Source organism: Stenotrophomonas sp. YJH_SMC_21, assembly GCF_059369555.1.
Map to the genome: position 1 here is coordinate 107,153 of NZ_JCAFSU010000003.1, position 26,911 is coordinate 134,063.

General features: G+C 66.6%; 31 protein-coding genes and 1 tRNA gene. 4 read left to right on the forward strand and 28 right to left on the reverse strand.

Annotated features, from left to right (window positions below):
* Positions 1-100: 100 nt before the first annotated feature.
* Positions 101-562, forward strand: coding sequence for a DUF4189 domain-containing protein (locus AC5P67_RS05955; RefSeq protein WP_005412939.1), 462 nt, complete (start codon positions 101-103; stop codon positions 560-562).
* Between the two features lie 74 nt (positions 563-636).
* On the opposite strand, the gene AC5P67_RS05960 is transcribed toward AC5P67_RS05955, so the two are convergent.
* From AC5P67_RS05960 to rlmE, 15 genes are all read right to left on the reverse strand, one after another.
* Positions 637-729: transfer RNA gene (locus tag AC5P67_RS05960), tRNA-Ser, on the reverse strand.
* 78 nt (positions 730-807) lie between these two features.
* Entirely contained in the window at positions 808-1,011 is a 204-nt protein-coding gene (gene csrA / locus AC5P67_RS05965) for a carbon storage regulator CsrA (RefSeq protein ID WP_004152909.1), read from the reverse strand.
* A 147-nt stretch (positions 1,012-1,158) separates the two neighbouring features.
* Positions 1,159-3,807, reverse strand: coding sequence for an alanine--tRNA ligase (gene alaS, locus AC5P67_RS05970; RefSeq protein ID WP_005412938.1), 2,649 nt, complete (start codon positions 3,805-3,807; stop codon positions 1,159-1,161).
* A 109-nt stretch (positions 3,808-3,916) separates the two neighbouring features.
* The gene (gene recX / locus AC5P67_RS05975) at positions 3,917-4,408 is read right to left on the reverse strand and encodes a recombination regulator RecX (RefSeq protein WP_005409024.1); all 492 of its coding nucleotides are present in this window, start codon (positions 4,406-4,408) and stop codon (positions 3,917-3,919) included.
* Positions 4,409-4,518: 110 nt separating this feature from the next.
* Entirely contained in the window at positions 4,519-5,556 is a 1,038-nt protein-coding gene (recA, locus tag AC5P67_RS05980) for a recombinase RecA (protein ID WP_005412937.1), read from the reverse strand.
* A gap of 204 nt (positions 5,557-5,760) precedes the next feature.
* Positions 5,761-6,396, reverse strand: a complete 636-nt coding sequence (lexA, locus tag AC5P67_RS05985; RefSeq protein WP_005412936.1) for a transcriptional repressor LexA — start codon at positions 6,394-6,396, stop codon at positions 5,761-5,763.
* Positions 6,397-6,603: 207 nt separating this feature from the next.
* The gene (gene ubiB / locus AC5P67_RS05990) at positions 6,604-8,286 is read right to left on the reverse strand and encodes a 2-polyprenylphenol 6-hydroxylase (RefSeq protein WP_049459647.1); all 1,683 of its coding nucleotides are present in this window, start codon (positions 8,284-8,286) and stop codon (positions 6,604-6,606) included.
* A 34-nt stretch (positions 8,287-8,320) separates the two neighbouring features.
* Positions 8,321-8,815: a CinA family protein gene (locus AC5P67_RS05995; RefSeq protein WP_005409020.1), complete on the reverse strand. Its 495-nt coding sequence runs from the start codon at positions 8,813-8,815 to the stop codon at positions 8,321-8,323.
* A 120-nt stretch (positions 8,816-8,935) separates the two neighbouring features.
* The gene (gene hflX / locus AC5P67_RS06000) at positions 8,936-10,246 is read right to left on the reverse strand and encodes a ribosome rescue GTPase HflX (protein ID WP_005412934.1); all 1,311 of its coding nucleotides are present in this window, start codon (positions 10,244-10,246) and stop codon (positions 8,936-8,938) included.
* 14 nt (positions 10,247-10,260) lie between these two features.
* Positions 10,261-10,536: an RNA chaperone Hfq gene (hfq, locus tag AC5P67_RS06005; RefSeq protein WP_004152891.1), complete on the reverse strand. Its 276-nt coding sequence runs from the start codon at positions 10,534-10,536 to the stop codon at positions 10,261-10,263.
* 96 nt (positions 10,537-10,632) lie between these two features.
* Positions 10,633-11,586, reverse strand: coding sequence for a tRNA (adenosine(37)-N6)-dimethylallyltransferase MiaA (gene miaA / locus AC5P67_RS06010; protein ID WP_111193920.1), 954 nt, complete (start codon positions 11,584-11,586; stop codon positions 10,633-10,635).
* Positions 11,586-12,482: a dihydropteroate synthase gene (gene folP / locus AC5P67_RS06015; protein ID WP_005409017.1), complete on the reverse strand. Its 897-nt coding sequence runs from the start codon at positions 12,480-12,482 to the stop codon at positions 11,586-11,588. The genes miaA and folP overlap by 1 nt, the downstream gene beginning before the upstream one ends.
* A gap of 584 nt (positions 12,483-13,066) precedes the next feature.
* Complete coding sequence (locus tag AC5P67_RS06020) at positions 13,067-13,252, reverse strand: hypothetical protein (protein WP_005409016.1); 186 nt, start codon at positions 13,250-13,252, stop codon at positions 13,067-13,069.
* 102 nt (positions 13,253-13,354) lie between these two features.
* Positions 13,355-15,289 carry an ATP-dependent zinc metalloprotease FtsH gene (gene ftsH / locus AC5P67_RS06025; protein ID WP_005409015.1) on the reverse strand — a complete coding sequence of 645 codons (1,935 nt, stop codon included), beginning with the start codon at positions 15,287-15,289 and terminating at the stop codon, positions 13,355-13,357.
* A gap of 69 nt (positions 15,290-15,358) precedes the next feature.
* A complete protein-coding gene (gene rlmE, locus AC5P67_RS06030; protein ID WP_005409014.1) occupies positions 15,359-15,991 on the reverse strand; it encodes a 23S rRNA (uridine(2552)-2'-O)-methyltransferase RlmE in 633 nt (210 codons plus the stop codon).
* A gap of 65 nt (positions 15,992-16,056) precedes the next feature.
* Between rlmE and yhbY the strand changes: the two genes are divergently transcribed.
* Together yhbY and AC5P67_RS06040 are read left to right on the forward strand one after the other, a co-directional pair.
* Positions 16,057-16,362, forward strand: a complete 306-nt coding sequence (yhbY, locus tag AC5P67_RS06035) for a ribosome assembly RNA-binding protein YhbY (RefSeq protein ID WP_004152868.1) — start codon at positions 16,057-16,059, stop codon at positions 16,360-16,362.
* A 13-nt stretch (positions 16,363-16,375) separates the two neighbouring features.
* The gene (locus AC5P67_RS06040) at positions 16,376-16,750 is read left to right on the forward strand and encodes an Mth938-like domain-containing protein (protein WP_005409013.1); all 375 of its coding nucleotides are present in this window, start codon (positions 16,376-16,378) and stop codon (positions 16,748-16,750) included.
* 25 nt (positions 16,751-16,775) lie between these two features.
* On the opposite strand, the gene AC5P67_RS06045 is transcribed toward AC5P67_RS06040, so the two are convergent.
* The 5 genes from AC5P67_RS06045 to surE form a co-directional block, all read right to left on the reverse strand.
* Entirely contained in the window at positions 16,776-17,264 is a 489-nt protein-coding gene (locus AC5P67_RS06045) for a hypothetical protein (RefSeq protein ID WP_111118168.1), read from the reverse strand.
* 339 nt (positions 17,265-17,603) lie between these two features.
* Positions 17,604-18,395 (reverse strand): peptidoglycan DD-metalloendopeptidase family protein, encoded by a 792-nt coding sequence (locus AC5P67_RS06050; RefSeq protein ID WP_005409011.1) that lies wholly within the window; start codon positions 18,393-18,395, stop codon positions 17,604-17,606.
* Positions 18,392-19,006, reverse strand: a complete 615-nt coding sequence (locus tag AC5P67_RS06055; protein WP_111197273.1) for a YqaA family protein — start codon at positions 19,004-19,006, stop codon at positions 18,392-18,394. Before AC5P67_RS06055 ends, AC5P67_RS06050 begins: the two co-directional genes overlap by 4 nt.
* A gap of 18 nt (positions 19,007-19,024) precedes the next feature.
* Positions 19,025-19,702 (reverse strand): protein-L-isoaspartate(D-aspartate) O-methyltransferase, encoded by a 678-nt coding sequence (locus AC5P67_RS06060; RefSeq protein ID WP_005409009.1) that lies wholly within the window; start codon positions 19,700-19,702, stop codon positions 19,025-19,027.
* The gene (gene surE / locus AC5P67_RS06065) at positions 19,699-20,478 is read right to left on the reverse strand and encodes a 5'/3'-nucleotidase SurE (protein WP_010485979.1); all 780 of its coding nucleotides are present in this window, start codon (positions 20,476-20,478) and stop codon (positions 19,699-19,701) included. The genes AC5P67_RS06060 and surE overlap by 4 nt, the downstream gene beginning before the upstream one ends.
* 209 nt (positions 20,479-20,687) lie before the next feature.
* On the opposite strand from surE, the gene AC5P67_RS06070 reads away from it, so the two are divergent.
* Positions 20,688-21,227 (forward strand): Smr/MutS family protein, encoded by a 540-nt coding sequence (locus tag AC5P67_RS06070; protein WP_005409007.1) that lies wholly within the window; start codon positions 20,688-20,690, stop codon positions 21,225-21,227.
* Positions 21,228-21,350: 123 nt separating this feature from the next.
* Here AC5P67_RS06070 and truD read toward each other — a convergent pair whose 3' ends face one another.
* The 8 genes from truD to kdsA form a co-directional block, all read right to left on the reverse strand.
* On the reverse strand, positions 21,351-22,382 hold the full coding sequence (truD, locus tag AC5P67_RS06075) for a tRNA pseudouridine(13) synthase TruD (RefSeq protein WP_087803132.1): 1,032 nt from the start codon (positions 22,380-22,382) through the stop codon (positions 21,351-21,353).
* Positions 22,379-22,876: a 2-C-methyl-D-erythritol 2,4-cyclodiphosphate synthase gene (gene ispF, locus AC5P67_RS06080; RefSeq protein WP_005409005.1), complete on the reverse strand. Its 498-nt coding sequence runs from the start codon at positions 22,874-22,876 to the stop codon at positions 22,379-22,381. Before ispF ends, truD begins: the two co-directional genes overlap by 4 nt.
* A 34-nt stretch (positions 22,877-22,910) precedes the next feature.
* Positions 22,911-23,609 carry a 2-C-methyl-D-erythritol 4-phosphate cytidylyltransferase gene (ispD, locus tag AC5P67_RS06085; RefSeq protein WP_005409004.1) on the reverse strand — a complete coding sequence of 233 codons (699 nt, stop codon included), beginning with the start codon at positions 23,607-23,609 and terminating at the stop codon, positions 22,911-22,913.
* Complete coding sequence (gene ftsB / locus AC5P67_RS06090; protein ID WP_005412924.1) at positions 23,606-23,959, reverse strand: cell division protein FtsB; 354 nt, start codon at positions 23,957-23,959, stop codon at positions 23,606-23,608. Before ftsB ends, ispD begins: the two co-directional genes overlap by 4 nt.
* Positions 23,960-23,963: 4 nt before the next feature.
* Positions 23,964-25,256 (reverse strand): phosphopyruvate hydratase, encoded by a 1,293-nt coding sequence (gene eno / locus AC5P67_RS06095; protein WP_005409002.1) that lies wholly within the window; start codon positions 25,254-25,256, stop codon positions 23,964-23,966.
* A 96-nt stretch (positions 25,257-25,352) separates the two neighbouring features.
* Entirely contained in the window at positions 25,353-25,682 is a 330-nt protein-coding gene (locus AC5P67_RS06100) for a hypothetical protein (protein ID WP_005409001.1), read from the reverse strand.
* A complete protein-coding gene (locus tag AC5P67_RS06105) occupies positions 25,682-26,029 on the reverse strand; it encodes a hypothetical protein (protein WP_005412922.1) in 348 nt (115 codons plus the stop codon). Before AC5P67_RS06105 ends, AC5P67_RS06100 begins: the two co-directional genes overlap by 1 nt.
* Positions 26,026-26,856, reverse strand: coding sequence for a 3-deoxy-8-phosphooctulonate synthase (gene kdsA, locus AC5P67_RS06110; protein WP_005408999.1), 831 nt, complete (start codon positions 26,854-26,856; stop codon positions 26,026-26,028). Before kdsA ends, AC5P67_RS06105 begins: the two co-directional genes overlap by 4 nt.
* Positions 26,857-26,911 lie beyond the last annotated feature (55 nt).

Genomic DNA, 26,911 nt, shown 5'->3' on the forward strand with positions numbered 1-26,911 from the left:
CGCCTGCGGGCAAATGGCCTGCAGGCGTTCTCACCCGCCCCCCGGCGGGGTTGCGCCACATTCACCGGTTGATTCACCATCGGCAAAAGAGGAGAGCGTGATGAACTGGAAGCATGCGGTTTCACTGGCGCTGTTGTTGCCCGTTTCATCAGCCGCAAGTGCTGCGTCTGCGATCACCTACGACAAGGATGGCCGCTACGGCTATTCGATGAACCAGTCTTCCCTCACCACTGCGATGCAGCAGTCGCTGCACTACTGCGCAGCGCGATCGCGCAATTGCGGTCAGTCCGCCAGCACCACCAGCGAAGGCTATTCGGCCATAGCGACCGGCACGATTGCGTTGGGCTTTGCACTGGGCGAGAAGACGGCGGACGCCGCGCAGCGGAAGGCTGAAAGAATGTGCAGGGAACGTGCCAACGACTGCACGCTCGCGTTGCTGTGGCGGGAAATTCCACCTCGTCACATTGAACCGCCACAGCTGCCGGGTACACCCGCTCCGGCACCGGCGATGACACCTGCGCTCATGCCAACGCCTGCCTCCCGCACCGATCAGCCAGGATAGTCAGCTCCACGCTGCGAGTGTCGGATAAAGAAAAACGCCTGCAGATCGAGGATCTGCAGGCGCTTCTTTGTATCTGGCGGAGTGAGAGGGATTCGAACCCTCGATAGAGCTTTTGACCCTATACTCCCTTAGCAGGGGAGCCCCTTCGGCCACTCGGGCATCACTCCGGGGTTTTCTCCGCGTCTGGTGCGTTGCACCTCAGCGGGGCGTGAATCATAACGTTAATCGAGTGCGAAGGTAAAGCGTTATTCGGCAGAATTTTCGCTACCGGTGCCACCGGCTTCGTCACCGCGCTGGATGCGCTGATAGATCTCTTCGCGATGCACAGCAACGTCCTTCGGCGCGGTGATGCCGATACGCACCTGGTTACCCTTGACGCCAAGCACGGTGACGCTCACCGAGTCTCCGATCATCAGGGTTTCGCCGACGCGGCGAGTCAGGATCAACATTTTTGTAAGTCTCCATGGAACCGTGTGGAAGGGTATCCCCCACCGGCTTGACGCTCCGTCAAGAAGCGCTACCACGACAAAGGGAAAAGATTCGCAATGGTACCGTCAGCCGTCCCGCTCCTACAAGGAGGGGGACGGCCAGGTTCATCACAGGCGGGGGCTGACCCATTCGACGACTGCAGCCAGCGCAGTGGCAAGGGCGGGCCCGTCCTCGCCACCACCCTGGGCGAGGTCCGGGCGTCCGCCGCCCTTGCCCCCGATCTGACTGGCGATATGGGACAACAGTTCCCCGGCCTTGACCTTGCCCATTGCACTGCCGTTCACACCCGCGACCAGGGCGGCCTTGCCGTCCTGGGCGCCGGCCAGCACGATCACCGCGTCGCCCAGCTGCTGCTTGAGGCGGTCCATGGCGTCACGCAGGGCCTTGGCGTCGAAGCCCTCCAGGCGGGCAGCCAGTACCTTCACGCCAGCAACCTCGACGGCCTGGCCGGACAGATCGGCCGTGGCACCGGCGGCGACCTTGGCCTTCACGGCCTCCAGTTCGCGCTCCAGCTGCTTCTGGCGCTGGCCGAGGGCACGGATCTTCTCGACCACGTCGGCAGCGCTGCCACCGAGCAGTTCAGCGGCCTCGGCCAGGCGGGCCTCTTCGGCGTCCACGTAATCCAGCGCACCCTGGCCGGTAACAGCCTCGATGCGGCGCACGCCCGCGGAGACGCCGCCCTCGGAGGTGATCTTGAACAGGCCGATGTCGCCGGTACGGTTGACGTGGGTACCACCGCACAGCTCGGTGGAGTAGTCACCCATCTTCAACACGCGCACGTGCTCGCCGTACTTCTCGCCGAACAGGGCCATCGCGCCGAAGTCCAGCGCTTCCTGCATGCCCATGTTGTGTACTTCGGCGGCGTTGTTGGCGCGCACCTGCTGGTTGACCTTGCGCTCGATCACGGCAAGCTCTTCCGCGCTGATCGGCTGGAAGTGCGAGAAGTCGAAACGCAGGCGGTCCGGAGCGACCAGCGAGCCCTTCTGCTGCACGTGGCTGCCCAGCACTTCGCGCAGGGCGGCGTGCAGCAGGTGGGTGGCCGAGTGGTTGAGGATGGTGGCGCCACGGCGCTCGCCATCGACCTGGCCGGAGAGCACGTCGCCGACCTTCAGGCCGCCTTCGGACAGGGTGCCGACATGGCCATGGAACTGGCCGGCGAACTTCTGGGTGTCGTCCACCGCCAGGCGCACGCCGTTGCCGGTCAGTACGCCGGTGTCACCGACCTGGCCGCCGGACTCGGCGTAGAACGGGGTCTGGTTGGTGATGACGATGACTGCGTCACCGGCATCGGCCGACTGCACCGGACGGCCGTCCTTGAGCAGGGCCAGCACGGTCAGGCCGTCAGCCTGCAGGCGGTCGTAGCCCAGGAACAGGGTCGGGCTCAGGGTCGCCACCAGCTCGGCGGGCAGGGTCACGCCACCACCGAACTTGCCGGCCGCGCGCGCGGTCTCGCGCTGCTGCTCCATCGCCGCATCGAAGCCGGCAATGTCGACGGTCAGGTCGCGCTCGCGGGCGATGTCCTGGGTCAGGTCGAGCGGGAAACCATAGGTGTCGTACAGGCGGAAGGCGTCAACGCCCGGGATCACGCCATTGCTGGCCTTGCCCGCGACGTCCTCGAAGATCTTCATGCCGGCATCGAGGGTTTCGGCGAAACGCTCTTCTTCGGCCTGCAGCGCACGGGTGACGGTGTCCACCGCAGCCGGCAGTTCCGGATAGGCTTCGCCCATCTGCTCGACCAGGGTCGGCACCAGCTTGCTGAAGAACGGCTGGCGCACGCCCAGCATCCAGCCGTGGCGCAGTGCGCGGCGGATGATACGGCGCAGCACGTAACCGCGGCCTTCGTTGGACGGCAGCACGCCATCGACGATCAGGAACGAACAGGCACGGATGTGGTCGGCGATCACGCGCAGCGACTTGTTTTCCAGGTCGGCGGTGCCGGTCAGCTCGGAGGCCTTGCGGATCAGCGCCTGGAACAGGTCGATCTCATAGTTGGTGTGCACGTGCTGCAGGATCGCCGCCAGGCGCTCCAGGCCCATGCCGGTATCCACGCACGGCGCCGGCAGTGGCACCAGGGTGCCGTCGGGCTGGCGGTCGAACTGCATGAACACCAGGTTCCAGATTTCGATGAAGCGGTCGCCGTCTTCATCCGGGGAACCCGGGGGGCCACCGGCAATATGGTCACCGTGGTCGTAGAAGATCTCGGTGCATGGGCCGCACGGGCCGGTGTCGGCCATCTGCCAGAAGTTGTCCGAGGCAAACGGTGCGCCCTTGTTGTCGCCGATGCGCACGATGCGCTCTTCCGGCACGCCGACCATGTCGCGCCACAGCGCGTAGGCTTCGTCATCGGTCTGGTAGACGGTGACCAGCAGGCGTTCGGCCGGCAGCTTCCAGACCTGGGTCAGCAGTTCCCAGGCCCAGGCGATCGCGTCCTTCTTGAAGTAGTCGCCGAACGACCAGTTGCCCAGCATTTCGAAGAAAGTGTGGTGGCGCGCGGTGTAGCCGACCTGGTCGAGGTCGTTGTGCTTGCCGCCCGCGCGCAGGCAGCGCTGGACGTCGGCCGCGCGCACGTAGCTGCGCTTTTCCGCGCCAAGGAACACGTCCTTGAACTGCACCATGCCGGAGTTGGTGAACAGCAGGGTCGGATCATTGCCCGGCACCAGCGGCGCCGACGGCACGATGGTGTGGCCTTTGCCCTTGAAGAATTCAAGGAAGTCGCTGCGGATCTGGGAAGTCGTGAATTTGGCGGATGCGTTCATTGGGGGCTGGCAGTCTGCGGGCCGGCGGACCCGGACCACCGGCCGCGTTGGCCAGGGTCGCGAGGGACCGCCGAAAACCTAAAGGGTATCAGGCCCGGCGCCGCCAGTCTCAGTCATCCGGGTCGTAGCGGGTCGCGCGGCGGATGCTGTCGCCGTCGAAGCCCCGCCGGGCCAGCAGATCGGCAGCCTTGCGCCGCTGTGTCAGGTCCTGCGGGCCGGCCTCGCCAAAGCGTCGGCGGACCAGATCACGGGCGTTTTCCTGCCAGTCGCCTTCGTAGCTGTCCATCGCTGCGGCAATCGCGGCACTGTCCAGGCCGTGGGTCCCCAGCTCGGCGCGGACATGGATCGGCCCATAACCGGTGTTGGCGCGCATCCTCACCAGGTTCTCGGCAAAACGGGTGTCGTCCTGCCAGCCGGCCTCGGTCAACTTGGCGACAGCGGCCTGCGCGGCTTCGTCTTCGATGCCACGGGCGGTCAGCTTGCGGGTGAGTTCCTTGCGCGAGTGCTCGCGGCGGACCAGCAGGCCCAGTGCCCGTTGCACGGGGGTCTGCTCACGCGGCCGGCGCTTGCGGCCGGTCGGAATGTCTTCGGCGTCGGACATGGGTACTCCAAGGGTGGCGCCATCCGTGGCGCCCAGCCCATCCCTGGGCGATTCGAACCTGCGGGACAGGGCGACGTCACTGACGGCGCCACCCTGCCCCACAGCAAGCCTTATTCGTCTTCGCCTTCGTCGTCGCCTTCCTCGCGGGCCGCTTCGGCCGGCTGGAATTTCTCGCGCAGCTCGGCCTCGAGCTTGGCGGCGACAGTCGGGTTGTCGCGCAGGTAGCCGCGGGCGTTGTCCTTGCCCTGGCCAATGCGTTCTTCACCGTAGCTGTACCAGGCGCCAGCCTTCTCGACCAGCTTGGCATCCACACCCATGTCGATCAGCTCGCCTTCACGGCTGATGCCTTCGCCATACAGGATCTCGGTGATGACCTGCTTGAACGGAGGTGCCAGCTTGTTCTTGACGACCTTGATCTTGGTCTGGTTACCGATGATCTCGTCACCCTTCTTGATCGCGCCGATACGGCGGATGTCCAGGCGGACCGAGGCGTAGAACTTCAGCGCGTTGCCACCCGTGGTGGTTTCCGGGCTCTGGCCCGGCATCATCACGCCGATCTTCATGCGCAGCTGGTTGATGAAGATCACCAGGGTGTTGGAGCGCTTGATGTTGCCGGTCAGCTTGCGCAGCGCCTGGCTCATCAGGCGGGCCTGCAGGCCTGGCAGCTGGTCGCCCATCTCGCCTTCGATTTCGGCCTTCGGGGTTAGCGCGGCAACCGAGTCGATCACCAGGATGTCGACCGAACCCGAACGGACCAGCATGTCGGCGATTTCCAGCGCCTGCTCACCGGTATCCGGCTGCGACAGCAGCAGGTCGTCCACGTTCACGCCCAGCTTGGCGGCGTAGATCGGGTCCAGCGCGTGCTCGGCGTCGATGAAGGCCGCGGTACCGCCCATCTTCTGGCATTCGGCGATGGCCTGCAGGGTCAAGGTGGTCTTGCCCGAGGATTCCGGCCCGTAGATCTCAACGACACGGCCCTTCGGCAGACCACCAATGCCCAGCGCGATGTCGAGCATCAGCGAACCGGTCGGGATGGCTTCGACGGGTTCGACCACGCGGTCGCCCATGCGCATCACCGAGCCCTTGCCGAACTGCTTTTCGATCTGGCCCAGAGCTGCAGCGAGGGCGCGCTTCTTGTTCTCGTCCATCGGATTGGTCCTTGCAGAGGTCGTGTCGTTGGAGGTGCTGTCTTTGGGGGTCTTCTTTGCCATGGGTTCACTTTAAGTCGGACGTATCGCACAGGCTGAGATTCTGCCCGGCGCTCTGAAAAGAATTATCGGACATCCGTACCAACCTCAGTGGAACCAGAGAATCGCCACAAAAGACCGCGGGGTAATGCGCTATGGAACGGGTCAACGGTTGGGCCGCAGCAGGCCGCAATAGAGGCCCTCGATCGCGAAGTCCTGATCCGGCAGCACCTCGATCGGCTTGTAGTCGGGATTGCGCGGCAGCAGGCGGATACGATCCTTGGCGATCTTCAGCAGCTTGACCGTAATCTCGTCATCGATGCGGGCCACCACGATCTGCCCGGAATGGGCGTCGCGGGTGCGGTGCACGCCGATCAGGTCACCGTCGAAGATGCCCTCGTCGATCATCGAATCGCCCTGCACCTTCAGCAGGTAGTCCGGCGCGGGCGAGAAGAACACCCGGTCCAGCACCACGAAATCGTCCGAGCCGATGTCGGCGCCGATCGGCAGGCCGGCCGCAACCCGGCCCAGCACCGGCAGGCGCAGCACACTGTCGGGCAGGCCCGGCTCGGCCAGCTTCTCGACCGGCGGCGCCTGCACCAGGCGGATGCCGCGGGCCTGGCCCGGGATGCGACGGATCGCACCGGCCTGCTCCAGGGCTTCCAGGTGGTACTGGGCCGCGCGCACGCCCTTGAAGCCGAACGCACGTGCGATTTCAGTCTGCGAGGGCGGCGCGCCTTCGCTCTCGATACGCTCGGCGATCAACTGCAGGATCGCCTGCTGGGTGTCGGTCAGGTCCATGGTTAGTAGTATTACTACTAATATCCGGGACTGCAAGTGCCGCAAACGACATGGAGTGGTGCGGGCCTGTTGGGCCGAGGCATGCTCGGCAAGCGTCGCCGGGTATGGCCCGGCACCAGGAGCAAAGGCAGCCGACCAGCGGTCGGCTCTACAGGAATCGCGCAGCGATTCCGCGGTTCCCGTTGGGAACCGCTGCGGTAAACACACTCACGTGTGTTTACCGCTTCTCCATATCGAGAACAGGATCCACACGCCGCAGAAGCCGGCGCCGATGAAGCCGCAGACGCCCAGCGCCAGCAGCCAGCGGCTGGAGACGCCGCCGACGCTGTGCATCACGATCGAGGAACCGATGATCAGCGCAGCAGTGACGATGCCCATCACCAACCGGTTCGCTGCGCGGTTCACCTGTTCGCCGAAGCCCTGCAGCGCCGTGGTTTCCACCTTCAACTGCAGGCGTCCCCGGCGCGCCGCCTGCACCAGCTTGCGCAGGTCGCGGGGAAGCTCACCGGCGAAGTCGACCAGGCCCAGCAGGCTGCGGCGGCCGCGCTTGAGCAGCGCCTTGGGCGCATAGCGCTGCAGCACCACCCGCTCCAGGAACGGGCGCGCGGCACTGGCCATGTCGAAATCCGGGTCCAGCTGCCGGCCCATGCCTTCCAGGGTCAGGAACGCCTTGATCATCAGCGCCAGGTCAGCCGGCAGGGTCAGGCTGTAGCTGCGCAGCAGCTGGGTGATGTCGCCCAGCATCAGGCCGATGCGCAGGTCCTTCAGCGGCACGCCACGGTATTGATCTACGAACTGGCTGATGTCGTGCTGCAGCCTGTTCTCGTCCACCTCAACACCGCCGGCCCAGTCCAGCAGCACGTCGGCCACGCCCTGCGGATCCTGCTCGACCAGCCCGTGCAGCAGCTGCGCCACCTGGAAACGCCGGACTTCCGACAAGGCGCCGACCATGCCGAAATCAATCACGCCGATGCGGCCATCACGTACATAGATGATGTTGCCCGGGTGCGGATCGGCGTGGAAGCTGCCGTCCTCCAGCACCATTTTCAGCACGATGCCGGCGCCACGCCGTGCCAGCTCGCGCCGGTCCAGGCCCGCCGCATCGACGCCGGCCAGGTCTCGGCCAGGAATGCCCTCGACGAAGTCCTGCACGTTCAGGCTCTCGCAGGTCCACTGCCAGTGCACCTTCGGAATCAGTATGTCGTCACGGCCGCTGAAGTTGCGCGCGATGCGCTCGGCATTGCGGCATTCCGCCGCGAAATCCAGTTCGCGGCGCAGCGACACGGTGAACTGCTGCACGACCTCGGCCGGGCGGTAACGACGCAGGTCCGGCAGGCGCGCCTCGACGATCTCGGCCAGGCGGGCCAGCAGACGCAGGTCGGCCTCGACCACATCGCGGATGCCGGGGCGCCGCACCTTCAGCACCACCTCGCGACCATCATGCAGGCGCGCGCGATGGGCCTGCGCCAGCGAGGCGGCAGCCATCGGGGTTTCATCGAGGAACGCGAACACCTCTGCAGGCGGTGCGCCAAGGTCGGCCTCAAGCTGCTCACGGATGTCCGCATACGGCAGCGCAGGTACCGCGTTCTGCAGTTCGGACAGCTCAGCGATCCATTCCGGCGGCAGCAGGTCAACGCGCGTCGCCAGCACCTGCCCGAGCTTGACGAAAGTGGGACCGAGATCCTGCATCGCGCTGCGCACGCGCACTGGTGCGGTCATCCGCAACAGTTCCTGCCGCTCCTCGTTCCAGTGCAGAAGGCGCCCTGCCCGCTCCAGCGTACTGGCCAGGCCGATGCGCCGCACCACGTCGCCGAAGCCATAGCGGATCAGGACGACGGCGATTTCCTGCAGTCGGCCCAGGTCACGGACCGTGCCCAGCGTTTCCCACATCATGCGTGCTCCGGACGATTACCGGAGCAGCATGTCACAGCTGGGCGTCGATACCGCGCAATGCCGCTGCCACGGTTTGCCGGCGGATGGCTTCGCGGTCGCCATCGAACTGGAACAGCTCGGCGCGGGCATAGCCGCCACGGCGCTTCCAGCCGATCCAGACACTGCCGACCGGCTTGTCCGGGCTGCCGCCGCCGGGACCGGCGATGCCCGTCACCGCGACGGCGATGCCGGCACCCGAATTGACCAGCGCACCGGACACCATTTCCAGCACGGTTTCGCGGCTGACCGCGCCGAACTGCTCCAGCGTCTGCGCGCGCACCCCCAGCAGGCGCTGCTTGGCCTCGTAGCTGTAGACCACCATGCCGCAGTCGAAGAACGCCGAGGAACCGGCGATGTCGGTCATGCATTTGGCGATCCAGCCACCACTGCAGCTTTCAGCGGTCACCAGCTGCAGCGAAGCCTGCTGCAGGCGCTGCCCGAGCGCGGCGGACTGGGCGTTGAGGTCGGCGTCGGTGGGAATGGACATCGGCATGACGGTGGGGTGAAGAACCTGCACGTTGTACCGCAGATGACAGGCGGATGTCGCGCCCCTCCAGCACGGTCGCTGCCGGCCAGCGACCGGCACTACCGGGGATTGGCCGCTACCTCACCACTCCGGCAGCTTCTCCGGCAGCAGCGCCCGGATCGGCGCGCCGTCGGCACTGGCAGCCAGCTTTTCGGCTTCGGCGATCGGCAGGTCGACCTGCAGCAGCCAGCCGTCTTCATCGGCCTGCTCGCTGCGGATCACTTCCAGCTGGTGCAGGCGCGCGCGCAGGCGGCCGGCATCCGGCGGCAGGCGCAGTTCGCCGGTGACATGCTGCAGGCCCAGGCGCTTGCCCAGTACCGCCTGCAACAGCTCCAGGCCCTGCCCGTCACGCGCGGAGATCCACACCCGCTCGCGACGCGACTCATCCGGGATACCGTCCTGGCCGTCGTGGCGGACGTCGGCACCGTCGATGCGGTCGATCTTGTTGAACACCAGCAGCTGCGGCAGGTCGCCGGCACCGACCGCGGTCAGCACCTCGTCGACCTGGGCGATGCGCTCTTCGCGGTGCGGATCGGCAGCGTCGACCACGTGCAGCAGGAAATCGGCCTCGCGCGCCTCGGACAGGGTCGAGCGGAACGCCGCAACCAGGTCATGTGGCAGGTCGCGTACGAAACCGACGGTGTCGGCCAGCACCACGTTGCCCCCCGGCACCGCAATGCGGCGCACGGTTGGGTCCAGCGTCGCGAACAGCTGGTCGGCGGCATAAGCCTCGGCGCCGGTCATGGCGTTGAACAGGGTCGACTTGCCTGCGTTGGTGTAGCCCACCAGGGCCACGCGCGGCAGCTCGCTGCGCACACGCGCACGGCGCATCTGGGTGCGCTGCACTTCGACCTTTTCCAGGCGTTTCTGCAGCTGCTCCACGCGCTTCTGCAACAGGCGGCGGTCGGTTTCCAGCTGGGTTTCACCCGGGCCGCGCAGGCCGATCGAACCGCCGCGCTGGCGCTCCAGGTGGGTCCAGCCGCGCACCAGCCGCGTGGCCAGGTGACGCAGCTGCGCCAGCTCGACCTGCAGCTTGCCCTCGTGGCTGTGCGCACGCTGGGCGAAAATATCCAGGATCAGGCCGGTACGGTCGATCACCCGGCGCTCCAGGAACCGTTCCAGGTTGCGCTCCTGGCCCGGGCTCAACGCATGGTTGACCAGGATCAGGTCGGCACCGCTGGCGTCGGCCGCAGCCTTGATCTCGTCCAGCTTGCCGCTGCCGATCAGGGTCGACGGATTCGGTCGGTCCAGGCGCGCAGTGATCGTCGCGGCGATGCTGGCCCCAGCCGAGCGGGCCAGATCACCGAATTCTTCCAGCACATCGTCTTCCAGCTTGCCGAAATGGGGCTGGATCAACAGGGCGTGTTCGCCCTTTTTCGAGCGGTCAAACATTCACCGCTCCGGTATTACTCGTCTGCTTCATCACCTGCCTGACCACCTTCACCCGACTGCACGTAACCACCGCCCGGACCGACCTTCACGTTGCGTGCCGGAACGACCGTGGAAATGGCGTGCTTGTAGACCATCTGACTGACCGTGTTGCGCAGCAGGACCACGAACTGGTCGAACGACTCGATCGTGCCCTGCAGCTTGATGCCGTTGACCAGGTACACCGAAACCGGCACGCGTTCGCGCCGCAGTGCGTTCAAGAAAGGATCCTGCAGCGATTGCCCCTTGGACATTGCACACTCCTGATTATTGTTCTTATTGGGTTGCCGACGGTTGCCACGGCCCCCGAGCCGCCCGCCGACCGATGATGTTACACGGCTGGCGGGGGTTCAGCGTGCGACGAAGGTCGACACCGCGCCGGCCAGGCGCTCCCCATCGACATGGGGGTCGAACCAGCGCGCATCAAGCTCGCCGCGCAGCCAGGTCAGCTGGCGCTTGGCCAGCTGCCGGGTGGCGAAGATTGCCTTGTCACGGAAACGGGCGGCATCACCCTCCCCGTCCAGGTATTCCCAGGCCTGGCGATAGCCAACCGCGCGCACCGCCGGCAGGTCCAGCGGCGCCGTCACGGCGGCCATTTCCGGCATTGCACGCAGTGCCCGCACCTCGTCCAGGAAGCCCTGCGCCAGCATGGCGTCGAAGCGCGCCTCGATGCGCTGGTGCAGTACCGCGCGGTCACGCGGGGCGAGGATCAGCTTGAGGGTGCGCACCGGCAATGGCGCGACGCCCGGCCGGCGCTGCCATTCACTGATCGGCGTGCCGGTGAGGCGATAGACCTCCAGCGCCCGCTGGATGCGTTGCGGGTCGGTGGCATGGATACGTGCGGCTGCGGCTGGATCGACCTTGGCCAGTTCTGCGTGCAGTGCCGCCCATCCGCGTTCGGCGGCTTCGGCAGCCAGCACCGCACGCATCTCCGGATCGGCCTCCGGCATCGGCGACAGGCCCTGCAACAGGGCGCGGAAGTACAACCCGGTACCGCCGGCCAGGATCGGCATCTTGCCGCGCGCCACGATGTCGGCCACGACCCTGCCGGCATCGGCGGCGAATTCGGCCGCCGAGTAGGTCTGCCAGGGATCGCGCAGGTCCAGCAGATGATGGGGTGCCTGCGCGCGCTCGGCCGCATCAGGCTTGGCCGAACCGATATCCAGGTAGCGGTACACCAGCGCCGAATCGACGCTGACGATTTCGCCATCCAGCTGCTGCGCCAGGGCGATCGCGGTGGCGGTCTTGCCACTGGCGGTCGGCCCCATCACGGCGATCGCCAGTGGCCGCCGGTCGATGCCCATCAGTCTTCGTCCGGCCAGCGGATCGTCGGCGTGGCGTCGGCACGCGGCGTTGGCACGGCCTCGACTGCCTGCCAGATCTTCAGTGCATCAACGGTGGCGGCCACGTCATGCACGCGCACGATGCGTGCGCCGCGCTGCACCGCGATCAGGTGCGCGGCCACCGAGGCGGCCACGCGCTCGGACGGCGTGTCGCGACCGGTCAGTTCGCCCAGGCTGCGCTTGCGCGACAGGCCAGCCAGCATCGGCACGCCCAGCTCCAGGAACCGCTCGGAGCGTGCCAGCAGGGTCATGTTGTGGGCAGTGGTTTTGCCGAAACCGAAACCGAGATCGATCAGCAGGTTCTTCTTCGAAATGCCCGCCATCTCGGCAGCGAACAGGCGCTGGACCAGGAAGCCGTGCACCTCGGCGACCACGTCGTCGTAATGTGGATCGGCCTGCATGTGGCCTGGCTCGCCCTGCATGTGCATCAGCACCACCGGCACGCCGGTTGCAGCGGCGGCGTCCAGCGCCCCTTCCTGACGCAGGCCGTAGATGTCATTGATCATGCCGGCGCCAGCCGCCACGGCCGCGCGCATCACTTCCGGCTTGAAGGTGTCGATGCTGATCGGCACCCGGGTGCGTGCGGCCAGCTGCTCGATCACCGGAATCACCCGGCGCAGTTCCTCCTCCACCGATACCGGCGCAGCGCCCGGCCGGGTCGATTCGCCGCCGATGTCCAGCAGGTCCGCGCCCTCCTCGACCAGCTTGAGGCCATGTGCGACCGCGGCCTCGGTGGTGTCGTGCGCGCCGCCATCGGAGAAGGAGTCCGGGGTGACGTTGACGATGCCCATGACCCGGGCACGGTCGAGGCGCAGGATGCGGCCGGCGCAATCGAGCTGGGGCGAGGTATCGAACATGGGCAATCCTGCAGGGACAACGGCGGGTAGTTTAGTTCGGCAGGGCGGCGCCCTGCACCCGCAGAGGCAACGGCCACAGCAAAAGCCCGAGCAACAGCAGAAGCTGGTTTCCTGAGGGTAGCCGGGGTGGGTCCGGTTGCGGGGGCCGCTGCAAGTACGTCCATGTAAGCTCGGTCGCCGCATCCATGCGGCTCACGCCCCCGCAACCGGACCCACCCCGCCTTCGACAGATCTCCGCGATCTGCAGTAGATCCACGCCATGCGTGGATGAATCTCCATCGGAATCGAATATTTCGAATTGGAATCGAAATGCATCCACGCATGGCGTGGATCTACCGTGTCGACCAAGGTCGACACCTACCAACAGCAGCAGGAATCTGTCAGAGGTGGGGCGGTGTGGGCTGGCAGGACCGTTGGCGCCATGGATGGCGCCATCGAGCCCCCAGGGACGGGTTTACGGCGTGTCCTGCCAACCCACACCGCCCCGCCAAACCACGGAATGCCGCTGTCGCTGTTGCTGTTGAGGTTGCCGGCCAGCGGCCGGCACTACTACGGGTGCAGGGCGAAGCCCTGCCGACACCCCCTCAACGGCGGCGGCGCTTGCGGTCCACGTACAGGGTCTTGGCGATGCTCAGCACGATGCCGACCCCGATACCCACCACGCAGCCCAGCAGCAGGTTGTCGGCCCCCAGGCCCACACCCACGCCGACCACGGTGGCGATCACCATTTCGGCAGTGTGGGAAATCGGTTCGGGCTTCGGGGCGGACATGCGGGCTCCAGCGTCAGATCGGATCTTCGGGATGGGCCAGTGGCCCGGAAACGACGAAGCCGGGTTGCCCCGGCCTCGTCTGGTGTCACCTGCAGCGGGCCGTCAGTGCGATTCGGCCGGGCCTGCGATCGGCGGCAGCGGACGGGCGTCGCCGCCCTTGTCGTTGCCACCATCCTTGTTCGACTTGCTCCAGCCCGCCGGCGGCGGCGGATCGCGGCCTTCCATGATCGCGTCGATCTGCGGCGCGTCGATGGTCTCGTACTGCAGCAGCAGCTGCGACATCGCGTGCAGCTTGTCGATGTTCTCGGTCAGCAGCTGGGTCGTGCGGGCGTAGGCCTTGTCGAGGATGTTGCGCACTTCTTCGTCGATCCGGCGCGCCGTGTCGTTGGACACGCTCTTGTGCTGGGTGACCGAACGGCCCAGGAACACCTCGTCGTCCTCTTCGCCATAGGCGATCGGGCCGAGCTGCTCGGACAGGCCCCACTTGGTGACCATGTTGCGGGCCATCTTGGTGGCACGCTCGATGTCGTTGGAGGCGCCGGTGGTGACCTTGTCCTCGCCGAAGATCAGTTCTTCAGCGACGCGGCCGCCGTACAGCGAGCACAGCTGCGACTGGATCGCCACGCGGTTCATCGAGTACTTGTCGCCTTCCGGCAGGTACATGGTCACACCCAGCGCACGGCCGCGCGGAATGATGGTGACCTTGTAGACCGGGTCGTGCTCGGGCACCAGGCGGCCGACGATGGCGTGGCCGGCCTCGTGGTACGCGGTCAGGGTCTTCTCGTCCTCGCTCATGGCCATCGAGCGGCGCTCGGCACCCATCAGGATCTTGTCGCGGGCACGGTCGAAGTGGTCCATGCGGACTTCCTTCTCGTTGCCGCGCGCGGCGAACAGGGCCGCCTCGTTGCAGAGGTTGGCCAGGTCCGCACCGGAGAAGCCCGGGGTACCACGCGCGATCACCATCGGCTCGACGTCGTCAGCCAGCGGCAGCTTGCGCATGTGGACCTTGAGGATGTGCTCGCGGCCCTTCACGTCCGGCAGGCCGACCACGACCTGGCGGTCGAAACGGCCCGGGCGCAGCAGCGCCGGGTCCAGCACGTCCGGACGGTTGGTCGCGGCGATCACGATCACGCCTTCGCCACCCTCGAAACCGTCCATCTCGACCAGCAGCTGGTTCAGGGTCTGCTCGCGCTCGTCGTGACCGCCGCCCAGGCCGGCGCCACGGTGGCGGCCGACGGCGTCGATTTCGTCAATGAAGATGATGCACGGCGCGTGCTTCTTGGCCTGCTCGAACATGTCACGCACGCGGCTGGCGCCGACGCCGACGAACATTTCCACGAAGTCCGAACCCGAGATCGAGAAGAACGGCACCTTAGCTTCGCCGGCGATGGCCTTGGCCAGAAGCGTCTTGCCGGTACCCGGCGGACCCACCATCAGCACGCCGCGCGGAATCTTGCCGCCCAGCTTGGTGAACTTGGACGGGTCGCGCAGGAAGTCGACCAGTTCGCCCACTTCTTCCTTGGCCTCGTCGCAGCCGGCGACGTCGGCGAAGGTGACCTTGATCTGGTCTTCGCCCTGCAGCTTGGCGCGCGACTTGCCGAAGGACATCGCGCCCTTGGCACCGCCGCCACCGCCCTGCATCTGGCGCATGATGAACAACCAGAAGCCGATGATCAGGATGACCGGCAGGAAATTCATCAGGATCGCGCCGAGGGAAATGCCGCTGGACGGCTCCTCCTGCACGATCTCCACGTTCTTGGTACGCAGCACGTTGATCAGGTCACGATCGAACGGCGCGGTGATGGTGGACGACTGCCCACCGCGGGTGGTGTAGGTCAGCTGGCTGGTGCCGCCACGCATGTCGCCGCCAAAGGCGACCTTCTGCACGTTGCCGCTGTCCACCTGGTCCAGGAACTGCGAGTAGGACGCGCCCTGCGCGCCGGCCCCGGAGGACTTCGGCGAGAAGCTCTGGAAGACCACCATCAGCACGACGGCGACGACCACCCATAGCAGGAGGTTCTTGGTCAAGTCGTTCATCCTCATTGGCTCCGGTGTTCCTCTCAGTGCTGGCGTTGCGTTGGGGTCGAACTTGCGTACGTTGCGAGCTTACTTCATGTGGGCGCGTTTTCCCTGACCCAAGGCATACACCTCGGGAGAGCGCTTGCGCGACGCTTCCGGCTTGCGGATGGAGACCTTGTCGTACCGGCGGCGCATGTCGCGCACGTAGTCGTCAAAGCCTTCACCCTGGAACAGCTTGATCAGGAACGCCCCACCGGTCTTCAGGTGGTTGTCGGCAAAATCCAGGGCCAGCTCCGCCAGGTGCATCATCCGCGGCTGGTCGACCGCGCCTACACCACTCTTATTGGGGGCCATGTCCGACAGCACAAGGTCTACCGGCTGATCCCCGAGCATGGCTTCAAACTGCGATAGGACGGCTTCTTCCCTGAAGTCACCATGAAGGAACTCCACGCCGGCCAGCGGCGGCATGTCCAGGATGTCCAGCGCCAGCACGCGACCGGTGTCGCCGATCTGTCTCCGCACCTGCTGAGACCAGCCGCCCGGAGCGGCACCGAGGTCGACCACCACCATGTGCGGCTTCAGCAACCGGTCACGTTCCAGCAGCTCTTCGAGCTTGTAGGCGGCGCGCGAGCGCATGCCTTCGGCCTGGGCCTTCTTCACGAAGGGGTCGGAGAAGTGTTCCTTGAGCCAGCGCTGGCTGCTTTTGCTGCGGGTAGCCATTGAAAATAGGGGCTGATGGGGTCCTCATGATACCCTGATCGCCCCATTCAACCGTGTTTTCCTGCATGTCCATCGCCCTGACCGCCTCCCAGACCCGTTTCCTGCGCGGCCAAGCCCACGACCTGAAGGCCCTGCTGCAGACCGGCGGCAAGGGTGTGACCCCGGCCTTCATCGCTGAGCTGAACGAAGTGCTGGAGCGCCACGAGCTGGTCAAGGTGAAGGTCGCTGCTGAAGACCGCGACGCCCGTGACGTGATGATCGGCGAGATCGTCGAAGCCACCGAAAGCGCGCTGGTGCAGCGCATCGGCCACGTCGCCGTGCTGTACCGCCCGAGCAAGGAACAGCGCCAGATCGTGCTGCCGCGCGGCTGATCGCCCTACTGCCATGCAGCTGAACCACGAACCGCCGGATTACGCCTATAGCCTCCGTGCCGCCGATGGCCGCTCGGCCAAGGTGAATGACCAGGCGCTGGGCAGCAGTTTCTTCCTGACCCCGGACCAGCTGGTCACGCAATGGCCGGTGGTGAGCGCCACTGCGCTGCAGGTGGCTGACCTGGAGCCGATCCTGGCGCTGAATCCGGCGCTGATCGTGCTCGGCACGGGTGACCGTCAGGTGTTCCCGCCGGCGGTGGTGATGGCCGCCTGCCTGTCACGCGGCATCGGTCTGGAAGTGATGAACAATCCAGCCGCCGCGCGCACCTTCAACATCCTGGCCGGCGAAGGCCGCAAGGTCGCCGCCGCCTTCATTCTGGAAGGCTGAGTTCGAGTCGCCGGGTGGCTCCCGGCTAGCTGCGCGAAGGTGTGCAGCGGAATGCCGAGAACGCCTTGAGCCGGCCAATCAGGTTGCCGCCCTGCCCCCAGCGGATATCCATGACCTTCCAGTCCCGGTCCTGCCGCTGCAGCAGGACCCGGTCGGTCCAGCGATAGTCGCCCACGGCCATGTCGACATGGATCCAGGTGGCGTCACCGCTCGATCCGGGCATTCCCACGGATATGGTTTCCGGTCGATCCGGCGCCAGCAGATACGGGCTCTGGTCCAGCATGTGCGGCTTTTCATCAGGCGCCGCCAGTGCGGTGCAGGCCTGTTCATATGCACGCTGCCCAGCGATGGCTGAGCGGAGGGCCTCACCCAGCAGCGGGGAAATGGCCGTTTCGTTCGACGTCGGCGCCTGGATGACGTCGTAGAGGCGGGTGACCACGTCACGTGGATCGCTGCTGGCGGCGGCCGCCAATGGCGCGATGAGCAGCACGAAAAGGGCTGTTGGGCGAGACATGCGGCACCGGATTGGGGGGGCGGGTTCCGTTGAAGCATGCCGCTTCCCTGGCTTGCCGGGAAGCTTGAGATGCGCCACTCATGGTCGCAAATGGCCACCCACGGCAGCCAGCGTACAGCGAGTCGAGCATGGCTCGACGCTACAGGTCGGGAACGCCGAGCATTGCCCGGCGCCACCCGATCCCACGGCCTCAACGCGCCGACAGGTACTGCTGCGGGTCGACCGGCTTGCCGTTGTAGCGGGTGAGCCGGCGGTGTTTGCGGCCCATGGGCCGTGCCGTCGGTGAACGCCCGGCGCGCTGCACCGGGCCGGGGATCCGCCCAGATGGCGAATCGACGATCAGCGTGCCGGCAGGTATTGCTGCGGATCCACCGGCTTGCCGTTGTAACGGATCTCGAAGTGGACCATGTCGCGGTTCGCACCGGTGCGGCCCATCTCGGCGATCTGCTCACCGGCCTTCACGCTCTGCCCTTCATTCACCAGGCGCTTGCGGTTGTGGCCATAGGCCGACAGCCACTGGTCGCTGTGCTTGATGATGATCAGCTCGCCGTAGCCAACCAGGCCGGCGCCGGAGTACACCACCACACCGTTGGCGGTGGCCTTGACCGGCTGGCCGCTGGTACCGGCGATGTCCACGCCCTGCTTGGTCGCGTCACCGGCCACGTAGCGGCCGACGATCGCGCCATCGGCCGGCCAGCGCCAGGCGATGTTGCTCTTCACCGGACCCACCGGCGCCGGGGCCGGGGCCGATGTGGTGCTGCCGCCGCTGCTGCCACCCGAGCGCGGCGGGGTGACCACCGTGGTCGGCGCGCGGCCGCCGCTGGCACCGGCCGGATACAGTCGAATCACCTGCCCCGGATGGATGGTCGAGGGGTTGTCCAGGCTGTTCCAGGCAATCAGGTCGGCCGGGGTGATGTCATGGATGCGGGCCAGCGCATAGATGGTATCGCCCTTGCGCACCACCACGGTCTGCCCGGGCTTGGGCACCGAGGTCTTCGGCGTGGTCACACCGCCACCGGTGCTGCCACCACCAGGACGAACCACGGTTGCGGTGCCGCAGGCGGCCAGGGTGGAAACCAGCAACGCCAGCGCGCCGATGCGCACTCCCTTGCTCAGACGATCAGGATTCATGCGAACTTCGACCTCCATACAAGCCAGGCGATCAGCACCACCACCAACGCGGTGGCGATCCAGCCCAGCGGTTCAATCCAGCGACGCAGTGCCGCTTCAGCACGCGCACCACCGATACGGATGACCGCAGCCAGCACGAACACGCGCTTGCCGCGACCGATCAGCATGCTCAACAGGTACTGCGGCATCGGCACGCCGACGATACCCGATGCCCACGTGAAGACCTTCATCGGGATGGGCATGAAGCCGCCCAGCACCAGGAAGGTGAACACCGCCCACGGCGACTCGGCCATCTTGGCCTGCACGGTGGTGATGCCCTGCTCGATGGCCGGCAGCATGCCCAGTGCTTCGAACAACGGCTTGATCGCTTCGAAGGCGTAATGACCCAATGCATAGCCAATCAGCGCGCCGACCATCGAGCCGGCCAGACTGAGGGTGGCGAACCACCAGCCGCGTTTCGGCTGGGCCACGCACATCGGCGCCAGCATCACTTCCGGCATCACCGGAAAGATGATCGCCTCGAAGAAGCTCAACACCGTCAGGTAGGTCGGCGCGCGTTCGTGCGCCGCCCACTTCATCGCCCGCTCGTACAGCGGCCCGAAAATCCTCATGCAACCCTGCTCCGTGGATTAGTCGAGCATGCCGGACAGCAGCGGCACGAAGGTGACCGGCGCCAGCACGCGTTGTTCGATGCTGCCGTCAGCCCTGCGGTCCAGCTGCACCAGCGACTGCCCACCCGGCCCGCCGACCGGCGCCACCAGGCGGCCGCCCTCGGCCAGCTGCCCGACCAGTTCATCGACCAGTGCAGGCGCCGCGGCGGTGACGACGATGGCATCGAACGGGCCGTGCTCGGCCCAGCCGGCGCGGCCATCATCATGCTTGGTGCGGATGTTCATGCCCAGCGCACGGAAGCGCTTGCGCGCCTGTCGCAGCAGGTCGCCGATGCGTTCGACGGTGTAGATCTCCAGGCCCAGCGCGCCGAGCACGGCGGCCTGGTAGCCGGAGCCGGTACCGACTTCCAGCACTTTCTTTGGCGAGACCTGCAGCACGGCTTCGGTCATGCGCGCCACCACCCACGGCTGCGAGATGGTCTGGCCGTGGCCGATCGGCAGGGCGGTGTCTTCGTAGGCGCGTGACGCAAGCGCTTCGTCGATGAACAGATGACGTGGCACCACCCGGATCGCATTCAAGGTCGACTCGTCGACGATGCCAGCCTCGCGCAGGCGATCGACCAGGCGGTCGCGCACACGCTGCGAGGTCATGCCGATGCCGACGGCTTCCGGTTGCAGGCGCAGGCGTGGACTCATGCCGGCTGGTCCAGCGCGGCGCTGAGGCCGCCGACCCAGCTGGCCACTTTCTCCAGTGCCTGGTAGCGGGTCAGGTCGACCTGGATCGGGGTGATCGAGATATGCCCGGTGCGCACCGCGTGGAAGTCGGTGCCGGGGCCGGAGTCCTGCTCACGACCGGCCGGGCCGATCCAGTACACCTCGTTGCCGCGTGGGTCCTTCTGCGCGATGCAGCCTTCGGCGCGATGGCGGTTGCCCAGGCGGGTGACCTCGAAGCCCTTGACCTCGCTCCACGGCAGGTCCGGCACGTTGACGTTGAGGATGGTGTCAGCCGGCAACGGATCGGCCTTGAGCCGGGCGACGATCTCCACCGCAGCGCGCGCGGCGGTCTCGAAGTGTTTCGGATCGTGGTTGCGGGTGACCAGCGAGACCGCCACCGCCGGCAGGCCGAGGAAGCGACCTTCCATCGCCGCCGAGACGGTGCCGGAATAGATCACGTCATCGCCGAGGTTGGCGGCGTTGTTGATGCCGGACACGACAATGTCGGGTTCGAACTCGAGCAGCCCGGTCAGCGCCAAGTGCACGCAGTCGGTCGGGGTACCGGCCACCGAGACGGTGTAATGGTCGATGCGCTTGAGGCGGATCGGCAGGTCCAGGGTCAGCGAATTGCTGGCGCCGGAGCGATCGCGGTCGGGCGCGACCACCGTGACTTCGTGACCGGCCTCACGCAGCACCGAAGCAAGCATCCGGATGCCTGCGGCGTCGACGCCATCGTCGTTACTGACCAGGATTCGCATCTTCGATTTAACCGCTTGATTTTCCAAGAATTCGATTCCATCACCGTGCAGTGTGGGCGGGACCGTCGTACTCCCCTGCGGAAGCCGTCGACCCTGCAAGGGCATCGTCTATTGTGCCGCATGCGAGCCGCCGGTCCTACCCTGCCGGCGGTCATGACCGACATCGAACCGTCATAGGCAGACCTGCGCCAGCGGTTTACCCTGTGCGCATGTCGCACCCTGAAGACGAAGATCCGGCCGCGTTGTTCCGCGCGGCCATCGGCGAAGTGACGCCGCTGCGCAAGGATGCCGAGCCGGCACCGGCTGCGCCCCGGCCGAAGCCGCGCGCGCGCATGGCCGAACGTGACGAGGCCGAAGCCGCCGGCGAGTTCGCCCGGCTGCTGCGCGACAGCACGCCATTGGAAGCCGGCGACGTGGCCAGCTATCGCCGCGACAACCTGCCACCACGCCTGTTCCAGCGCCTCAAGCGTGGCCAGTATTCGGTGCAGGACGAACTGGACCTGCATGGCGCCACCGCCGCGCAGGCCGAGACGCTGCTGCGCCAGTTCCTGCTGGAAGCCCATGCACACGAGTATGGCTGCGTGCGCATCATCCACGGCAAGGGATTGCAGTCCGACGGCGGTGCACCGGTACTGAAGAACCTGGTCGACCGCCTGCTGCGGCTGCGCAACGACGTACTGGCATTCCATTCGGCGCCGACCGGGCAAGGCGGCACCGGCGCGGTGCTGGTGCTGCTGGCACGGCGCTGAAAAAGGGGGACGCCATGAGTCCAGGTAGAGTCGACTGTCAGTCGACTGCTCTTCCAGCGGCAAGCAAATACCCCGCGCTGCGCGCGCAAGTCGACTGACAGTCGACTCTACCGCGCGCCCTGCTCAGGCCTGCGAGGCGTCTTCGACCGGGCCGAGCTCGTGCAGTACGGCGGTGGCGTAGCAGCCCGGCGGCAGCGCGAACGATAGCTCCAGCACGTCATCGCCCAGCCACTGGTGCTGCAACAACGCGGGGCGCAGGCGCAGCGCGCGGCGCTCCTGCTTCAGGCGCGCGTCTTCCAGCCCGGCCCGCAGTGCCTTCGATTCCTCGTCGTCGAGCGCGGCCAGCTCCAGCTCGCGTGCCGCTTCGGTGCTGCGCAGCTCGCCTTCACCCCACAGCGGTGCGCTGGGATGGATGTCGAACCGCGCGAGGCGCTCGGCCAGCACGTCGGTGTACGGCTCCGGGCCGAACACGCTGCGGCTGCCGTCCAGCATCCACACCTCGCCGTCCAGTGGCTGATCCCAGTTGCCCTGCTCCACGCGCGCAGCCAGCACGCGGTTGAACAGCGCCGATCGGGCGGCAGACAGCAGCAGTGAACGCTGGTCCTTGCGCATGCGGCGGCCACCGAACATCGCCAGTGCCGCCGGCACGTTGCCGCCATCGCGGCCAAAGCGCTGCTCGCCAAACCAGTTCGGCAGGCCGCGCCCGGCAATCTGCTGCAGGCGTTCGCTGATCGCCGTGGCATCGCCCCGCACCTCGCGCAGCACCAGCTTGAAGCGGTTGCCGGCCAGTGCGCCACGCTGCAGCTTGCGGTTGTGCCAGGTCGCTTCGAGCACTTCGATCTCGTCACTGGCCAGCTCGGCCAGGTCCGGCGCAATGCGCTTGGGCAGGTGCACGCTGAAACGCTGGGTGGTGACCGCGTGGCGGTCTTTCATGCCAGCGTAACTCACCGCCATTTCCGGCAGGCCCGCCCACTTGGCCAGCACCTTGGCCACATGCACGGTGTTGGCACCGCGCTTTCGGATGTGCAGCAACAGGTGCTCGCCTTCGCCGGTGGCCTCGAAGGCCGGCAGCTCGTCAACCTGGAAATCGTCTGGCGTGGTGCGGATGCGCGCCGTCAACAACGGCGCACCAAATGCCAACGGCAGCGGAATCATGCCGCCACCAGCAACACGACCGCCTGTGCGGCAATGCCTTCACCACGGCCGGTGAAGCCCAGCTTTTCCGAGGTGGTGGCCTTGACGCTGACTGCATCCAGCGGCAACTGCAGCAGGCCGCCGATGCGCTCACGCATCGCCAGCGCATGCGGGCCAACCTTCGGCCGCTCGCAGATCACGGTGATGTCGGTGTTGCCGACGCGCCAGCCGCGCTCGCGCAGCAGGCTGTCGCAATGACGCACGAAGTCGCTGCTGTCGGCGCCCTTCCAGCGGTCGTCACTGGGTGGGAAATGCTGGCCGATGTCGCCCAGCGCCAGCGCACCGAGCATCGCATCGCACAAGGCGTGCAGGATCACGTCGCCATCGCTGTGCGCAAGCACGCCACAGCTGTGTGGAACGTTCACGCCGCCAAGCATGATGTGATCGCCTTCGCCGAAGGCATGGACGTCGTAGCCCTGGCCGATGCGGACGGGCGGGAACGGTGCGGTGCTCATGGATGCAACCCTTGCAGCAGGGCCACGCGGACGGTCAGCCGGCGCGGCGGGAAAGTACGAATTCGAACCGGTCCAGATCGGCCGGGGTGGTGACCTTGAAGTTGTCCTCGCTGCCTTCTACCAGCAGCGGGCGCTGGCCCTGGCGCTCCATGGCCATCGCCTCGTCGGTGACTTCAACACCGGCGGCAGCGGCGTCGGACAGCGCGCGGCTGAGCTGGTGGCGGCGGAACAGCTGCGGGGTCAGTGCACGCCACAGGCGCTCACGCGGCTCGGTGCCATCGATGCCACCGTCGTCGCCTGCACGCTTGAGCGTGTCACGTACCGGTGCGGCCAGGATCGCCCCCACCGGGTCGGTACGACCGACTTCAAGCAGGCGGCCGAGATCGGCCGGCGACAGGTTCGGCCGCGCGGCATCGTGGACCAGTACGAACTCATCAGCGCGCACCGTCTCCGGCAGCGCCTGCAGGCCAGCCAGCACCGAAGCGGCACGGGTCGCGCCACCGATGCAGGTCAGCACCGGCTTGCCCGCCCACTCGTTCCAGCCGGGCCAGTCGGCGTCGTCCTGGCCGATCACCACCATCGCCCCGGCCACGGCCGGGTGCGCCAGCAGGGCGTCCAGGGTATGGGCAAGCAGGATCTGTCCCCCTGCCTGCAGGTATTGCTTGGGCAACGGCGCGCCGAAGCGGGTGCCACGGCCCGCAGCCGGAACCACGACCCAGATGGCCGCACTCATGGCACGTCCGCCGGGTGGTCGCCAACCTGCGCACTGACACCTGCCGCGGGCTGCGCCGGATGGACCGGCGCATCCTCGACCACACGATAGAACTTCTCGCCGGGCTTGATCATGCCCAGCTCGCTGCGTGCGCGCTCCTCGATGGCGGACTGGCCTTCCTTGAGGTCCTTCACTTCGGCAGCAAGCGCGTCGTTGCGCTGCTGCAGACCCTCATTGTCCCGCTCCTGGTTGGCGACCTGGGCTTCGAGCATCATCACTTCGCCCGAATTGCCCGGACCGAACCAGAAGCGGTACTGCAGCCAGCCCAGCAGCAGGGCCAGCACCAGCAGCATCCAGCGCCAGTCGCGCATCGGCTCAGCGCTTCAGCGAAACGAACGCGTCACGACCGGCGTAACGCGCGCCGGCGCCGAGGGCTTCCTCGATGCGCAGCAGCTGGTTGTACTTGGCCACGCGATCGCTGCGGCACAGCGAACCGGTCTTGATCTGGGTGGCGGTGGTGGCCACTGCGATGTCGGCGATGGTGGTGTCTTCGGTTTCGCCCGAACGGTGCGAGACCACCGCGGCATAACCGGCGCGGTCGGCCATGGCGATCGCTTCCAGGGTTTCGCTCAGGGTGCCGATCTGGTTGACCTTGATCAGGATCGCGTTGGCGGTGCCCGAGTCGATGCCTTCCTGGAAGATCTTCGGGTTGGTCACGAACAGGTCGTCACCGACCAGCTGCACCTTCTTGCCGATGCGGTCGGTCAGCAGCTTCCAGCCAGCCCAGTCGTTCTCGGCCAGGCCGTCTTCGATCGTGATGATCGGGTACTGCGCGGCCCAGTCGGCGAGGAAGTCGACGAACTGCTCGGAGGTCAGGCGCTTGTTCTCGCCGACCAGGTTGTACTTGCCGTTCTCGAAGAATTCGCTGGAGGCGACGTCCAGGCCCAGCAGCACGTCTTCACCGGCGGTGTAGCCGGCCTTGCCGATCGCTTCAAGGATGGTGTCCAGCGCTTCGACGTTGCTGCGGAAGTCCGGAGCAAAGCCGCCTTCGTCGCCGACCGCCGTGCTCAGGCCGTGGCCCTTCAGCACCGACTTCAGCGAATGGAAGATTTCGGTACCGGCACGCAGCGCTTCGGAGAACGAGGTGAAGCCGACCGGCAGCACCATGAATTCCTGGAAGTCGACGTTGTTGTCGGCGTGCGCGCCGCCGTTGATGATGTTCATCATCGGCACCGGCAGCGACGGGGTCACGCCGGTCCTGGCGGCCAGGTACTGCCACAGCGCCTGCTTGTTCGACGCGGCGGCGGCGTGCGCAGCGGCCATCGAAACACCCAGCAGCGCGTTGGCACCCAGGCGGCCCTTGTTCTCGGTGCCGTCGAGGTCGATCAGGCGACGGTCGAGGCCGGCCTGGTCGGTGGCCTCAAAGCCCTTCAGCGCGGCGGCAATCGTGGTGTTGACGTTGTCGACGGCCTTGCGCACGCCCTTGCCCAGGTAACGGGTCTTGTCGCCGTCACGCAGCTCGACCGCTTCCTTGGTGCCGGTCGAGGCGCCGGAGGGAACCGCGGCACGACCGAACGAACCGTCCTCCAGGATGACTTCGGCTTCCAGCGTGGGGTTGCCACGACTGTCGAGGATTTCACGGGCGTGGATGCTGCGGATCGTGCTCATGGTCGGACCGGTTACCTGTCTGGAGAGGGGGCGACAAAACGAATGCCGCGTGATTATCCCCGGCTGCCCGCCACTTGCCAAATGGCGCGGGCGGCTTCAGCCCCAGCTGGACCCGATCACGATCAGGACCATCGACACCAGCATCACCAGCAATGCACCAGCAAGCGCCGCCAGGATGGGGCCACGCCGCCGTCGCCAGGCCAGCACCATCGCCACCGGGCTGCCCAGGAAGGACAGCACCATCGTGACCAGTGCGCCCAGCAACCACCATTGCGTGGCCTGCACGCCGTTGTTCCCGTCCCCCGGCGGCCGGAAACCGGCGGTGAAGGCCAGTACGCCCACCACCAGGGCGATCCAGGTCAACACGGACAGCCCCAGGGCGATCAGGCCCCAGGGCCAGCCTCGCGCCGATGTGGTCGCATTCATCAAAGCACTCCGTAGAACAGGGCGCCGAGCCAGAGCGAGAGCAGGATGATCGCCAGGCCGGCGGCCACCTTGCCGCGATTCAGCCTCCAGGCCTGCACAGCAGCAGCGACGCATCCCACTGCACCGAGCAGCTCTGCCACCAGCAGCGCAATGAAGTACGCGCGCAGATCGAGTGCGCTGCTGCCATCACCCGGCGGCCGCACGGACGCGGCACCGATCAGCACCAGCCCGAACATGCCCACGGTGAACAGCACGGCCAGGCCCAGTGCGATCAGGCCCCACGGCCACTGTTTCCAGTGCCGGCGGCGGCGCTGGGTTTCCAGCGCCAGCCACGGGTCACGACTCACGCGAAGCGCGAGAAGCCGTGCTTCTTGGTCACTGCGTCGAGTTCCATCAAGGTCTCAAGCAGTGCTTCCATCTGGTCCAGCGGCCACGCATTGGGGCCATCGGACAGCGCCTTGGACGGATCCGGATGGGTCTCGGCGAACAGGCCGGAGATGCCCACCGCCACGGCGGCACGGGCCAGCACCGGCACGTGCTCGCGCTGGCCACCGGAACTGGTGCCCTGCCCGCCCGGCAGCTGCACCGAATGGGTGGCGTCGAACACCACCGGGCAACCGGTGTCGCGCATCACCGCCAGCGAACGCATGTCGCTGACCAGGTTGTTGTAGCCGAAGCTGGCACCACGTTCGCAGACCATGATCTGCTCGTTGCCGGTGGCCTTGGCCTTCTCCACGACCGGCTTCATGTCCCACGGCGCCAGGAACTGGCCCTTCTTGATGTTGACCGGCTTGCCGGCCGAGCACACCTTGCGGATGAAGTCGGTCTGGCGGACCAGGAACGCCGGGGTCTGCAGCACGTCCACCACCGAGGCCACTTCGTCCATCGGGGTGTATTCGTGGACGTCGGTAAGCACCGGCACGCCGATCTGCTTCCTGACCTCGGCCAGGACCTTCAGGCCCTCTTCCATGCCCGGGCCACGGAACGCGGTGCCCGAAGTACGGTTGGCCTTGTCGAAGCTGGACTTGAAGATGAAGTTGACGCCGAGCTTGTCGGTGACTTCCTTCAACTTGCCGGCGGTATCGAGCTGCAGCTGCATCGACTCGATCACGCAGGGGCCGGCGATCAGGAACAGGGGCTGGTCCAGCCCGACCTCGAATCCACACAGTTTCATGGCGTTTCCTTGTTGTCCGCAGCACCGGTCGGGCCGGTGCGCTGGGGGTTGAAGC